At 38.7% G+C, this 15,398-nt stretch carries 7 protein-coding genes; all 7 read left to right on the forward strand.

From position 1 onward, the window contains the following. The first annotated feature begins 378 nt into the window (after positions 1-378). The 7 genes from PEDSA_RS01620 (at position 379) to PEDSA_RS01650 (ending at position 15,398) form a co-directional block, all read left to right on the forward strand. Positions 379-3,534, forward strand: coding sequence for a DUF6298 domain-containing protein (locus tag PEDSA_RS01620; protein WP_013631404.1), 3,156 nt, complete (start codon positions 379-381; stop codon positions 3,532-3,534). Between the two features lie 4 nt (positions 3,535-3,538). Then, positions 3,539-4,939: a glycoside hydrolase family 140 protein gene (locus tag PEDSA_RS01625; protein ID WP_013631405.1), complete on the forward strand. Its 1,401-nt coding sequence runs from the start codon at positions 3,539-3,541 to the stop codon at positions 4,937-4,939. 399 nt (positions 4,940-5,338) lie between these two features. Further along, on the forward strand, positions 5,339-6,187 hold the full coding sequence (locus PEDSA_RS01630; RefSeq protein WP_245546801.1) for a glycoside hydrolase family 43 protein: 849 nt from the start codon (positions 5,339-5,341) through the stop codon (positions 6,185-6,187). Positions 6,188-6,442: 255 nt separating this feature from the next. Continuing rightward, entirely contained in the window at positions 6,443-8,272 is a 1,830-nt protein-coding gene (locus tag PEDSA_RS01635; protein ID WP_013631407.1) for an exo-alpha-sialidase, read from the forward strand. Then, positions 8,273-9,706 carry a sialate O-acetylesterase gene (locus tag PEDSA_RS01640; protein WP_013631408.1) on the forward strand — a complete coding sequence of 478 codons (1,434 nt, stop codon included), beginning with the start codon at positions 8,273-8,275 and terminating at the stop codon, positions 9,704-9,706. 12 nt (positions 9,707-9,718) lie between these two features. Continuing rightward, positions 9,719-12,493, forward strand: a complete 2,775-nt coding sequence (locus PEDSA_RS01645; protein ID WP_013631409.1) for a glycoside hydrolase family 2 protein — start codon at positions 9,719-9,721, stop codon at positions 12,491-12,493. A 160-nt stretch (positions 12,494-12,653) separates the two neighbouring features. Next, positions 12,654-15,398 carry an alpha-L-rhamnosidase gene (locus PEDSA_RS01650; RefSeq protein ID WP_013631410.1) on the forward strand — a complete coding sequence of 915 codons (2,745 nt, stop codon included), beginning with the start codon at positions 12,654-12,656 and terminating at the stop codon, positions 15,396-15,398.

A 15,398-nucleotide genomic window follows, 5' to 3' on the forward strand; every position in this document is an offset into this window, starting at 1 on the left:
TGTATTGCGTTCTTCGAAATCAGCATTGCTCATGTTCGAGGTGTTTCACTATGTACAAAATAATTATCTGTTTCACTCTTATGATGCGATTATGAGAGTTTCGGTTAAGCCTATATCAATGATTAAAAGGATTGAAACATCTTGATAATATTTTATAATAAAATAGCTGTATTTATAGAACAAGCCGTATTGTAATCTTATTTTTTTGTTTTCATGGTATTGATAAAATGGTATAATAGATAGAGAAAATGCTATAAAAATAAGGATGCTATTAAAAGTATGTTTGTAATAGAGAAGAAAGCCTGTACTTTAATTCAGTACATAAAATATTGTCGTTAAATTAGAGAGTATTAAGGAGTTGAATCGTAAGGCTTTTAGTTGAATTATACAAATATTTTAGCATTGAAAATTATTTCTGAATATTGCCAGCAATCCACTAAAATCGGAGTAGCGTTTATTGCTTTTCTGTTGGGAAGTGCGTTAAATGTACATGCTCAGAAAGATATTGGGCCAATTTCTGTTTCGGCTAATAATAAGTTGGTTTATCAACCCGATTCTTTGGGAAACCAAATTCCGGATTTTTCTTATGCAGGTTATAAAGGTGGGAATGAAGCTATTCCTGATGGTGAGGTTAAAATTGTAGTTCCTGTAAAGTCGGGAGATGCCACAAGAAGAATACAGGCTGCTATAGATTATGTTTCGGGTTTACCTATAAGTAAGGATGGGTTAAGAGGAGTTATTCTTTTGCAAGAGGGAACCTATATGGTTTCTGGTTCGCTTAAATTGCATACTTCCGGCGTTGTACTGAGAGGAAGCGGATTTACCGGAAAAGGAACCACAATTATCGGAGAAGGTACAACAAGAGAGACTTTAATCAGGGTTTTAGGGAAGAATGATATCAATTTTGCTGAGAAGAGAAACGTTAGTTCTGCTTATGTGCCTGTTAATGCAAGAGTATTAGAGATTGAAAATGCTTCGAATTATAAAGCGGGAGATAAAATCATTATCACCAGGCCTTCTACTCAAAACTGGATTAACGTTTTAGGTACTAACCATTTTGGTGGTGGAATTAGTTCTTTAGGCTGGAAACCAGGGCAAAGGGATATTACCTGGGACAGGACAGTAGTATCTGTGAAAGGCAATAGCATAGAAATTGATGCGCCTATAACTACCGCTTTAGATGGAAAATACGGGCAAGCGACTGTTGAAAAATATGTTTGGAACGGAAGGATTGCGAATATAGGTATAGAAAATATTGAATTGAAATCTGCTTTTGATACTGCTAAGCCAAAAGATGAAGATCATCGTTGGATGGCTATTACTATCGAAAATGCAGAGAATGTTTGGGTGAGGAGAATCCAGTTTAAGCATTTTGCCGGCTCGGCGGTATATGCTTTAGAAAGTTCCAGAAAGTTAACTGTAGAAGATTGTATTTCTTTAGAGCCAGTGTCTGAAATTGGCGGACAGAGAAGGTACATTTTCTTCACAAAAGGTCAGCAGACCTTATTCCAGCGTTTATATTCTGAAAAAGGTTATCATGATTTTGCAGTAGGATATTTGGCGACAGGACCAAGCGCTTTTGTGCAATGCCAGGCTGTAGAACCATTTAGTTTTAGCGGTACAATTGACAGCTGGGCTTCGGGGATTTTATTTGATATCATAGATATTGATGGGCAGGCTTTGAGCTATAAAAATCGAGGACAAGATGGGCAGGGTGCGGGCTGGTCGGCGGCGAATAGTGTATTTTGGCAAAGTACCGCGGCATTAGTAGAATGTTATCAACCGCCAACTGCACAAAACTGGGCTTTTGGTATCTGGGCCCAATTTCAGGGTAATGGCTATTGGGAGAAATCTAATGAATATATCAAACCTAGAAGTTTGTATTATGCGCAATTAGCAGACAGAATAGGAAAAGCTGCCAATGAAAGAGCTGTGCTTTTGCCTGTATTAACTGAGGCCTCAAGCAGTCCCCCGGTACATGTGGCCATGGAATTGTCTAAGCAAGCTTTAAACCCGGCTTTGAAATTAGTTGATTTTATTGCTGAAGCTAATAGCAGATCTAATTTAAACGGCGCTGCTAAAGGGGCGAAAACTATAGACCAAATTGGTTATAAGGAAACGGTAGCTGTTAAGAAACTTGCAGATATGCAGGTTGTAAATGGCTGGCTGGTTCGTGGAAATGAAGTTTTAGTTGGAGGGAAATCAGATGTGCCATGGTGGAATGGTAGTGCAAGACCGCATGGCGCCGAAAAAGCAAAACCACATATTACCAGATATGTTCCGGGCGAAACAGGTTTAGGCTTAACCGATAACTTAAGCGAAATGACTGATTCTATGGTTAAAGATCATGTTTTGGCGATAGATCATAATTATGGTCTTTGGTACGACAGAAGAAGAGATGACCACGAGCGTATCAGAAGAATTAATGGCGAAGTTTGGCCTCCATTTTACGAATTACCTTTCGCAAGAAGCGGACAAGGTTTGGCATATGATGGTTTGTCGAAATATGATTTGACAAAATATAATCAATTCTATTGGGGGCGCTTAAAACAATACGCTGATTTAGCAGATCAAAAAGGTTTGGTGTTGATACATCAAAACTATTTTCAGCATAATATTATCGAAGCGGGTGCGCATTACGCTGATTTTCCATGGAGAACAGCTAACAACATCAACAATGTCGGTTTTCCGGAGCCTGTTCCATATGCGGGAGACAAGCGTATTTTTATGGCTGAACAGTTTTATGATATCAGCAATCCTGTTCGCAAAGAGTTGCATAGGGCATATATTCGTCAATGTTTAAACAACTTTAAAGATAACTCTGGAGTTATCCAGATGATTAGCGCTGAATATACCGGGCCATTGCATTTTGTTCAGTTCTGGATAGATGTTATTAAAGAGTGGAAAGCTGAAACGGGTAAAAATCCAATCATTGCGCTAAGCACAACCAAAGATGTACAGGATGCGATATTAGCAGATAAAGAAAGAGCAAAAGAAATTCAGGTAATAGATATCAGGTACTGGCACTATCAGGCAGATGGAACAGCTTACGAGCCTAAAGGGGGGCAAAATTTAGCTCCACGTCAGCATGCCAGATTGATGAAACCAAAGAAAACTTCAATGGAATCGGTGTATAAAGCGGTTTCTGAATATAGAGCAAAATATCCTGAAAAAGCAGTTTTATATTATGGAGATAATTACCCGGAAATGGCATGGGCTTCTTTTATGGCAGGCGGTTCTATGGCTAGTCTTCCGAAAGTAGGTAACAACGATTTCTATAAAGAGGCATCGGAAATGAAAGCTGTAAATATCGATGGTGTTTGGGTATTGAAAGGTGATAAGGGCTTAATTATCTATAATGGAAAGTCTTCGGGTGGAAATATCGATGTATCTGATTTTAAAGGGAATTTTGAAGCGAAACAAATCAATCCAAGAAACGGAGAGATTGTTAAAACCGAGAAGATAAATTTAGGACAGCGCCTTAGCCTGGACAATTATAAAAACGGATCAATTATCTGGATAACTAAAAAATAAGATCATGTCTATTAGCAAGAAACTTTTACCATTTGCAATTGCCGGAGCACTTTTTTCGTGTACTGCTCAGAAAAAAGCAGAACATATGCCGCTACTGAAAATATCTAAAAACAACAGATATTTTATGACTGAAGATGGAAAGCCATTCTTCTGGTTGGGAGATACAGGTTGGTTATTGTTTAACAAACTGGACAGAGCGGAAGCTGAAAATTATTTAGAAGACAGAAAGCAAAAGGGGTTCAATGTAGTGCAGGCTATGGTTTTGCATACTGTTCCATCCGTAAATATTTACGGAGATTCTTCTATAGTTAACAAAGATATTTCAAAACCTTTGGTTACCGAAGGTAATAATCCGGATAATGCAGAAGAGTATGATTACTGGGATCATATTGATTTTATTATAGATAAAGCTGCCGAAAAAGGAATTTACATGGCTTTGGTTCCAGTTTGGGGATCGCCGGTTAAAGACGGAAAAGTTACGGCAGAGCAAGCAGAAAAATACGCGTCTTTTCTTGCTGAAAGATGGAAGGACAGACCTAATATCATCTGGTTAAATGGTGGCGATATCAAAGGTTCTGACAAAATAGAAGTTTGGGAAGCAATTGGTAAGACTATCAAGTCTATTGATAGCAAACATTTAATGACCTACCATCCTAGAGGAAGAACGGCTTCTTCGGATTGGTTCCATAATGAATCGTGGTTGGATTTCAATATGGTGCAATCCGGACATAGAAGATACGATCAGGATACTTCTAAAAATGAAGTTAAACACTATGGTGAAGATAACTGGAAGTTTATGGAGGTGGATTGGAATTTAAAGCCAGCAAAACCAACCATAGACGGGGAACCATCTTATGAAGGTATTCCACAGGGTTTACATAATATAGAGGAACCTCGCTGGAAAGATGCAGATGTAAGAAGATATGGTTATTGGTCTGTTTTTGCAGGAGCTTTCGGATATACTTACGGGCAGAACTCGGTAATGCAGATGCATTCTAAAAAAGACAGTACTTCTGCATACGGATCCACAGAAACCTGGGATTCGGCTATCAACGCACCGGGCGCATCGCAGATGAAATATCTAAAAGATCTGATGCTGTCCAAAGCGAATTATTTTGAGAGGATTCCGGACCAGACTTTAATTGCTGAAAATGGCGAAAAGTATAACCGTTTATTGGCAACAAGAACTGATGATTACGCATTTATCTACAATTACAATGGTAGGGAAATGAAAATCAATATGGGTAAAATCAAAGGTGATCAAGTGAAAGCTTCATGGTTTAATCCGAGAAATGGAGAAAAAAAGGTTATTGGAGAGTTTGAGAACAAAGGTGTTCAGACTTTCACACCTGAAGGTGGACAAAAGGACGGTAACGATTGGGTGCTGATATTAGAGAGCATATAATAAGGGCAAAAGGCTGAAAGCTAAAAGCATGGGTCTATAGCAGGTGTGGTTAATAGGGCATAACCTAAAGAATTGGATAATAAAATGATAAAAAGACATATAAATAGATTAGTTCAGCTAAGCAGAAATATAAAGGCAGAAAAGTTTGTATATACTGTCCTAAGTCTATTTGGTGCCTTCACTAAAGAGCTACTATCCAAAATGGGAGAGAGGCGAAAAATCAAAACAGCGTCATTTCGACCGACTGGAAGGAGTGGAGAAATCCCTTTCCGAAGCACTTTTGAAGGAGATCCCTCGGCTTCGCTCGGGATGACGAGAACCTTTTTCGACATTCTTTCCAAGGCTGGACTTTTACTCTTGTTATTATTCCTCTTCACTTCATGCCAGAGAGATGTTTATATGTTTACATCTTTTCACGAACCCGCAAATGAAGGCTTAAGATATTTGTATAGTAAGGATGGGTACCACTGGAATTCGGTGAACGGAATTTATCTGAAACCGGAGTTGGGAACTCAAAAAATTATGCGTGACCCATCTATGCTGAGAGATAAACATGGTGTTTATCATTTGGTTTGGACCATTGGCTGGAAAGGCAATGAGGGGGTAGGTTATGCGAGTTCCAAAGATTTGATTCATTGGGAAAATAAAAAGATTGTTCCGGTGATGGAACACGAAGCGAAAACGGTAAATGTTTGGGCTCCCGAATTGTTTTATGATGATGTTGAAGACAGGTTTATCATTATCTGGGCGTCTACTATTCCTTACCGATTTGCGAAAGGTGTAGAGGCCGAAGACAATAATCACAGGATGTACTATACAACAACCAAAGACTTCGAAACTTTTACGCCAACTAAATTATTCAGTGATCCTGGTTTCAGTATCATTGATGCTGTTATTGTGAAAAAAGCTCAAAAGGATTATGTTTTGGTACTGAAAGACAATACCAGGCCAAACCGTAACCTTAAGGTCGCTTTTGCTGACAATCCGCTGGGACCATTTCAAAATGTGTCACAACCATTCTCTGCTTATTTAACGGAAGGTCCGAGTGTGGTAAAAGTAAAAGATGAGTGGTTGATTTATTTTGATTCTTACGGAAGCAAAAGTTACGAAGCTGTAGCTACCAAAGATTTCAAAACTTTCGAAAAGATAAACGACAGGATTTCTGTTCCAGAAGGACATAAACACGGAACTATTTTTAAAGCGTCAAAAAAGGATTTAAGGAATTTGTTAAAGCAAGAAATAAAGTAGAGGGAGATTGCCTGACTGCCGTCGAGGCAGGCTTCGCAGGCTCGCAATGAACGAAAACAGAAGCGCCATTGCGAGGAGGAACGACGAAGTAATCTTAAAAGGATTTAAAGAATTACTAAAGCAGGAATAAAGTAGAGAGATTGCTTCGCAGGCTCGCAATGACTAAAACAGAAGCGTCATTGCGAGGAGGGACGACGAAGCAATCTGATGATAAGATTAAAAAAAGCTTCAATACGAAGCCTTAAGAAATAATATATGAAGATCAAATCAATATTATTAAGCGTATCGGTAATCGCGTTTATGCAAAAGGCAATAGCGCAGGATACCATTAAATATGTAGGGAAAACATTGTCTAATGTAGATTATCATCACGGACAATTAACACCTGCAGTTGGTACGCATAATATTCAAACTTTCAGAGCAAACAGAGAGTTTCCGGAGTTGGCAGGTGGACAGGGATTTACTTATAATCACCAGCCATTTTTAGCTTATTGGAATAACACTTACTATTTGCAATATTTAAGTAATCCGGTTGGGGAACATATTGCAGAAGGGAAAACCTTTTTGCAAACTTCTAAAGACGGCTACAATTGGTCTACTTCTATAGAGCTTTTTCCTCCTTATTTGGTTCCTGAAGGTTTTACCAAACCAGGTCGTACGGATAAAGCAGGCAAAGATTTGTATGCGATTATGCATCAGAGAATGGGATTCTATACCGCAAAAAACGGGAAATTGTTGACGAGTGGATATTATGGAGTGGCTTTAGATGCGAAAGATGATCCGAATGATGGAAATGGATTGGGCCGTGTAGTTAGGGAAATAAAAAAAGACGGGACTTTTGGTCCTATTTATTTTATCCGTTTTAATTCGTCTTTTAACGAGAAAATGGCGAAATATCCATTCTACACCAAGAGCAAAGACAAAGCTTTTGTACAAGCTTGTAACGAGTTGATGGCTCAGCCTTTAATGATGCAACAATGGGTAGAAGAAGCAGATAGAAACGATCCATTAGTGCCATTCAAACGTCCGGTGAAAGCATTTTCTTATTATCACCTGAATGATGGAAGAGTAGTTGGTTTATGGAAACATGCATTGACTTCTATAAGTAAAGATAATGGCAAAACCTGGGAGTATAATCCTTTAAGAGCTCCGGGATTTGTAAACAGCAATGCTAAAATATGGGGACAAAAAACTTCGGATGGCCGTTTTGCTACGGTTTACAATCCATCTGAATTCAGATGGCCATTAGCAGTTTCCACCAGTAACGATGGTTTAACTTATACAGACTTATTGTTGGTGAACGGCGAAATTTCAACGATGAGGTATGGAGGAAACTATAAATCCTACGGTCCGCAATACGTTCGCGGTATCCTGGAAGGAAATGGTGTTGTTCCGGATAAAAACATGTGGCTTACTTACAGCATGAACAAAGAGGATATGTGGGTGGCTAAAGTTCCGGTTCCGGTAAAGTCAACTGTAAGCGGAGTGGTTAATGATGATTTTGCACAAAACCCGAATCAGGCTTATAACAGCTGGAATATTTACAGTCCTTTATGGGCAAGTGCAAAGGTAGAAGGAAATGCTTTGGTTTTGCGAGACAAAGATCCTTACGACTATGCCAAAGCGGACAGGGTAATTGAAGCTTCTAAAAAAGCAAAAATTGAGTTTACCGTTACACCTCAGCAAAATGATAATGGTTCTTTGCAAATAGAGTTTGTAAATGATATGGGGCTGGCTGCATCAAGAATCATTTTTGATAATGATGGTATAATTAAGAATAAGGCAGGTTACAGGAATGCTTCTTTATCGAAATACGAAGCGGGACAGACTTACCATTTCGTGTTTACCGTAGATGTTACTACACGTTCTTATCAGGTTGCTATCAACGGGGCAGATAAAGGGACGAAATTGTTCTTTCAGCCAGTGAGTAATATCAGCAAAGTTTCTTTCAGAACCGGAGACGTGAGAAGATTTCCGGATGCAGATACGCCAACGGATCAGGACTTTGATGTGAAAAATCCTGGTGTGGCAGTAAAAGAAGCTGTATATCGTATTTCTTCACTAAAAGCAGAGAGATTGAAATAGATGAAGCGCTTCATTACATATCTAACTATAATAGGAGCAAGCTTTTCCGCAAAAGCAGATGTTGTGCTGCCGAATATTTTTGCCAATCACATGGTTTTGCAAAGAAACCAGCCTGTGGCAATTTTCGGTTCTGCCAATGCGGGCGAACAGGTTACGGTAGAATTTCAAAATCAGCGTAAGCAAACCAAAGCAGACGAAAAAGGTAATTGGAAAGTTGAGCTGAAAGCTATGAAAGCTAATGCTATCGGGCAAACGCTTACTATCAGGGCTAATAATGTAATAGAATTAAAAGACGTATTAATAGGTGAAGTTTGGTTGTGCTCGGGGCAGTCGAACATGGAATACCAAATGCGTAAAATAGAAAAGGAAAAAGCTCCCTTGAAAGGGAATTATTTTCCTAAGAATGCAATTGCAGAGGCTACTAATCCTAATATCAGGGTGTTTCTGGTAAGGAGAAAATTCTTGTCTAAACCAGACGGAAAATACGAAGGTTGGGCTGTTGCTAAGGATTCTGCATTACGCCAATTTTCTGCTCCGGCATATTTCTTTGCCAAGAACCTGCAGCAAGAGTTAGGCGTTCCTGTCGGCGTTATTTCTTCGGCTGTTAGTGGTAGTAGAATAGAACCCTGGTTTTCAGAAGTATACTGGGATAAATCATCTTATTTAAAAGACAAAAAGAAAGAAGGAGACCCGGGTAAGTTTTATCATTTGATGATAGAACCTCTGGCGCCATATACTATAAAAGGTTTTATCTGGTATCAGGGTGAAACCAATGTATTTTTGAAAGAGACTATCAGCTACAGCTATAAAATGAAAGCGCTGATAGAGAATTGGAGAAACAGCTGGGGTAATCCTAAAATGCCGTTTTATTTTACAGAAATAGCGCCTTTTCATTATTCTCTGGATGAAAAAGGACAGGTAAGAATGTCAAGAACTATTTTGCCCGAATTTAGGGAGGCACAGGATCTTGTTTTGCAATTACCTTATACTGCAAGGATTATAACCACTGATTTGGTGGATAATGTGAATGATATTCATCCTAATTATAAGTGGGAAATAGGAAGAAGACATACATTGAAAGCCTTGAAATATGCTTATGGCAAAAACATAGTTGCCGATGGACCGGAAATGGCATCGGTTGAATATGCGGGCAATAAAGCTGTAGTGAAGTTTAAGTATGCAACAGGTTTAAAAAGTATAGACGGAAAACCTCTGGATGCATTTGAAGTTGCAGGAAGCGACCTTACTTTTTATCCGGCTACGGCTACAATAGAAAATAATACGGTTGTACTTAAAAGCGATAAGGTACAGCAAATCCAACAGGTTAGGTTTGCCTGGGATGAAGCAGCACAACCTAATCTTTTTAACGCAGGAGGTCTACCAGCGGCACCTTTTAGAACGAATAATCCATTAGACCATATTAAACTGAAATAGCCTTTAGATATCATGAAGTTGAACGCGAAAATAGCTCTATCCTTACTTTTTTTAGGAACTACCGGATTGCAGGTTTCTGCTCAAACGACAGAGACACAATATCTTTCCGGAAAGGGAAAGGACGACGGTGTTTTGTGGGATTTCTTTGTAACCGAAGGTATGAATGCAGGAAACTGGACTCAGATTCCGGTTCCGTCAAACTGGGAGCTTAAAGGCTTTGGGAAATATAATTACGGTTTCAATAAAGAGGCTAATAAAGGGAAAGAAGAAGGACTTTATAAATATAAGTTTAAAGTTGCCGACGATTGGAAAGATAAAATTGTAAACATCGTTTTTGAAGGATCGATGACTGACACGGAAGTGAAGATTAACGGTAAATTGGCCGGAGAGATTCACCAGGGTTCATTTTATGTATTTAAATACGATATTTCTAAGCTGATTAAGTTTGGTGAAGAAAACTTACTGGAAGTAAAAGTAGCTAAGCATTCGGCAAATAAATCGGTAAACGCGGCGGAAAGAGAAGGTGACTTCTGGATTTTTGGTGGAATATTCAGGCCTGTTTATCTGGAAGGTCTGCCTCAGAATCATATAGAAAGAGTTTCTTTAGATGCTAAGGCGGATGGATCTTTCAGGTCTAAAATACTAACCGAAGGTGATGCAGACGAAGTTGCTGTTCAGCTTTTTGATGCTCAGGGTAAGAAATTCGGAAAGCGTTTAAAAACTAAACTTTCGGGAAAAGAGAATTGGCTGAATACCAGCTTCGCGAACCCTAAGCTTTGGTCTGCAGAATTTCCGAATTTATATAAAGCACAATTTACATTGTTGAAAAATGGAAAAGTTCAGCACCAGTTAGAGCAAAAGTTTGGTTTCAGAACAGTAGAAGTTAAAGAGCGTGACGGAGTTTATATCAATGGAGTTAAGATCAAATTTAAAGGAGTAAACCGCCATTCTTTTCATCCCGAATCTGGAAGAACAACCAGTAAGGAAATTAGCATTGGCGATGTGAAGCTGATGAAGGAAATGAATATGAACGCTGTTCGTATGGCGCATTATCCGCCAGATAATCATTTCCTGGCAGTTTGTGATTCCCTGGGATTATATGTGATGAATGAATTGGGCGGATGGCATGGACACTATGATACACCTACCGGTTCTAAATTATTGAAAGAAATGATGGTGGTTTCTGAAAATAATCCGTCTATTATTTTCTGGGCCAACGGAAATGAGGGTGGACATAATGCTGAACTGGATCATATTTTCTTTGAACAGGATATTCAAAAACGTCCGCTGATTTACCCATGGGCAGTTTACGGAGGTTTTGAAACTACACATTATCGCGAGTACAATTATGGAATTGGCACTTACGATCATGGACATAATATTGTAATGCCTACAGAATTCTTACATGGAATGTTTGACGGAGGCCATGGTGCAGGTTTGGAAGATTACTGGAAAGCGATGTTGGCTAATCCGCTTGCTGCCGGTGGTTTCTTATGGGATTTTCAGGATCAGGGTGTGGTTAGGACGGATAAAAACGGAATAATAGACACTGATGGAAATCACGGTCCGGATGGAATAGTTGGTCCGTATTATGAAAAAGAAGGAAGCTTTTTTACCATTAAAGAAGTTTGGAGTCCGATTTTCTTCGAAAAAAGAGAAATGACCAAAGGTTTTGATGGTTCATTCCATATCGAAAACAGGTATTCTTTTACCAATACCAATCAGTGCACCTTCAGTTACGAACTGAAAAAATTGGGTAATTATAACGAGGTCAAAGAATCAAAAAAGGGGAGTATTACTGCACCGAACATCAAAGCAGGAGACAAAGGAGTTTTGAAAGCTAATCTTCCGCAGGGATGGACGGATTTTGATGTATTGTATATCACCGCGAAAGATGTTAATCAGCAGGAGCTATTCACCTGGAGCTTTCCAATCTCTTTGCCAAATAAAGTCGCAAAGTCTTTAATTAAAGAAGACGGACAGCAAAATATAGCTATTCAGGAAACTGCCAACTCATTTGTAGTCAAAGCGAATGGTATTACTTACCAAATTAATAAAACAACAGGTTTATTAGAGCAGGTTCAGAATGCCAAAGGAGTTATCCCTTTCAAAAACGGACCCGTTTTACAGGAAGCAGTAAATAATTATAAAAACTTTAAACTGAGCAGGGAAGAAGGTAAAGTAGTTATCGCATCAACTTTCGACAGAAAAGAAAGCTACAATACTTTAAGATGGGAGATTTTACCATCGGGACAGTTGAAAATGCATGTGCAGTATTTTCCGGAAGCTTACTTTACTCGTTTTGTAGGTGTGAATTTCGATTTCCCGGAAGATCAGATTAAAGGTGTTGAATACATGGGGATGGGACCTTATCGGGTTTGGAAGAACAGAATGAAAGGTAACCAGTTTGGTGTTTGGAAAAAAGACTATAATGATACCGCTACGGGAGAAATTCCCTTCAGGTATCCGGAGTTTAAAGGTTATCATTCCAATATGTACTGGACGAAATTTATTGGTAAAGATCAAAGTTTTAAGGTATTTACTGATAGAGAAGATGTTTTTTTAAGGTTGTACACACCAAAAGAGCAGAAAGATACAGATTGGAAAAATATGGAACCTACATTTCCTAAAGGAGATATCTCTTTTATGAACGGAATTTCAGGCATTGGAACTAAAACGCAAAAGCCTGAGACAACAGGGCCAATGGGAATGAAGCATGTGTACTATGATTTTGAGAAAGAGCCGATAAGGGCATTGCATATGGTGTTGTATTTTGATTTTATGTGATTGTAGTAACCACAAAGACCATAAAGAAGATGTCGGAAGTCGGAGGACCGAAGACGGAAGTCTGGTTGTTGATAGTCCATAGTAAGTTTACTAATGAACCAATTGACTTTGTGAACTTAGCGCCCTTTGCGGTTAAAAAGCGGTTAAAAAAGGAATAAAAATGAAACTAAAACCAGTCATATTTATCTTACTGATGTTATTTGTAGCATTACAGCATCAGGCGCAGGCGAAAGTAAGTGTGTACGATTTACGTACCGAGTTGCTTGTGAATCCTGTAGGAATAGATGTGTCTGCTCCAAGATTGGGCTGGAAGTTAAGTGGAGACGAAAGAGCCATTGAGCAAACAGCTTATCATATATTGGTAGCATCTTCTAAAGATAAACTGGATCAAAATATTGGTGATTTGTGGGATTCCGGAAGGCAGAACTCGAATAACTCTATTCATGTTATTTACCAAGGTAAAGCTTTGAAAAGCCGGGAGGAAGTGTTTTGGAAAGTAAAGGTTTACACGAATAAAGGGGAAAGCGCCTGGTCTGAAAATGCTATCTGGACAATGGGATTGCTTAACTATAAAGATTGGGCAGGTCGCTGGATTGGTTTTGATAGATATTTCCCGTCAGACAGTGAGGAAGAAGGAAAATTATCTGCCCGTTATTTCAGAAAGGAGTTCAATACCCCTAAAAAGGTAAAAAAAGCTACAGCCTACATTATGGGTTTAGGGCTTTATGAATTATATATTGATGGGAAAAAAGTTGGCGATCAGGTATTAGCGCCAAGCCCTACAGATTATACGAAAAACATTAAATACAATGTATTGGATGTAACCAATTTCCTGAAGGAGGGGAAACATGCTATCGGTGTAATTTTAGGAAATGGTCGTTTTTATGCAATGCGGCAGGCGAAACCTTATAAAGTAAAAACCTTTGGTTTCCCTAAAATGCAAGTGCAGGTAATGGTGATTTATGAAGATGGTTCTTCCGAAACTTTAAAAACAGATGATTCATGGAAAGGAACTTCGAACGGACCAATTACTGCAAGTAACGAATATGATGGTGAGAATTACGATGCCAGAAAGGAATTTAAAGGTTGGGCAAATGTAGGTTTTGACGATAAAAAATGGCTAAATGCTGATTATGTTCAGGAACCGGGTGGAGATTATGAAGCCCAGCTAAATGGCAACATGAAAGTAATGCAGGATATTGTTCCGGTTTCCATTGTTAAAAAAGCTGAAGGAAAATACATCATAGACTTTGGCCAGAACTTTTCTGGTTGGGTAAAAATGCGTGTAAGCGGAACAAGTGGTAGCAAGGTCACGCTTCGCTTTGCAGAATCGTTACAAGATAATGGCGAACTGTTTACCACTAATTTACGCGATGCTAAAGCAACAGATAATTACATTTTAAAAGGCGAAGGAACAGAAGAATGGGAGCCCCGCTTCACTTATCATGGTTTCCGCTATGTTGAAGTTAGTGGTTATCCTGGTGTTGCAAGCAAAGCTAATTTTACCGGAAGATTGGTTTATGATGACATGCAGAATGTTGGAACGTTCGTTTCTTCAAATCCACTTTTAAATCAGATTCATAAAAATGCCTGGTGGGGTATAGCTTCCAATTATAAAGGGATGCCGATAGATTGTCCACAAAGGAATGAGCGCCAGCCATGGTTGGGAGATCGCCCGGTAAGCGCTTACGGAGAAAACTTTTTGTTTGATAACGCGAACTTTTACATCAAATGGTTAGAAGACATTCGCTTATCCCAAAAAGAAGATGGCGCAATTCCGGATGTGGCACCTGCTTTCTGGCGATATTACAGTGATAACATCAGCTGGCCGGGAACTTATCTGTTTGTTGCAGATATGCTTTATCAGCAAACCGGAGATTTAAGAATACTGCAAAAGCATTATCCAGCTATGAAAAAGTGGATGGACTATATGCAATCCCGCTATATAGACAAAGACGGTATTATTACCAAAGACAGCTATGGAGATTGGTGTTTTCCGCCGGTGACTATAGAAGCTGGTAGAGGACAAATTGCTGATAAAAAATATCCGAGTGCTTTAATTTCCAGCTCTTATTACTATCATTTGTTGCACACCATGGCTCGTTTCAGTATGCTGACGGGAAATGGGAAAGACCAATCTTATTTTCTAGATCAGGCTGCAAAAATGCGAACTGATTTCAATAAAAAGTTTTATAATAAAGCAGGGTTTTATGGTACAAATTCGTTGACAGACAATTTACTGGCTATGTATTTCGGTTTGGTAGAAGATGCCAACAAAGAAAAACTGGCAAACAGAATTGTGGAAATTGTAGAAAAAGAAAATAAAGGACATTTAAGTACTGGAGTAATCGGCACACAATGGATTATGCGCACTTTAACCGATATGGGAAGAGTAGATCTGGCTTATAAAATAGCAACAAATAAAACCTATCCTTCCTGGGGATATATGGTAGAAAACGGTGCAACAACGATTTGGGAGTTGTGGAATGGAAATACGGCACATCCTAAAATGAATTCTCAAAACCACGTAATGATGCTGGGTGATTTGCTGGTTTGGTTTTATGAGAATCTGGCAGGAATCAAATCAAAAGAAAACGCATTTCAAACTATTGTTATGAAGCCCGAGATGATTACAGGTTTAGACCATGTAAATGCAAGCTATAATAGTTTGTATGGTAAGATTGAATCCAATTGGACGAAAAATAAATCTGCTTTAGAATGGAGGATTGCTGTTCCAGCAAATGCAAAAGCGCAGGTTTATTTGTCTGCCAAAGATTTATCATCAGTTACAGAGAACAATAAAAAGTTAAAAGATAATAAAGACATCAAGGTACTTTCTGATGACGGAAAAAAAGTCTTGATAGAAATAGGATCGGGTATTTATCAATTTAAAACCAAATTATAA

The organism is Pseudopedobacter saltans DSM 12145 (assembly GCF_000190735.1).
GTDB lineage: Bacteria > Bacteroidota > Bacteroidia > Sphingobacteriales > Sphingobacteriaceae > Pseudopedobacter > Pseudopedobacter saltans.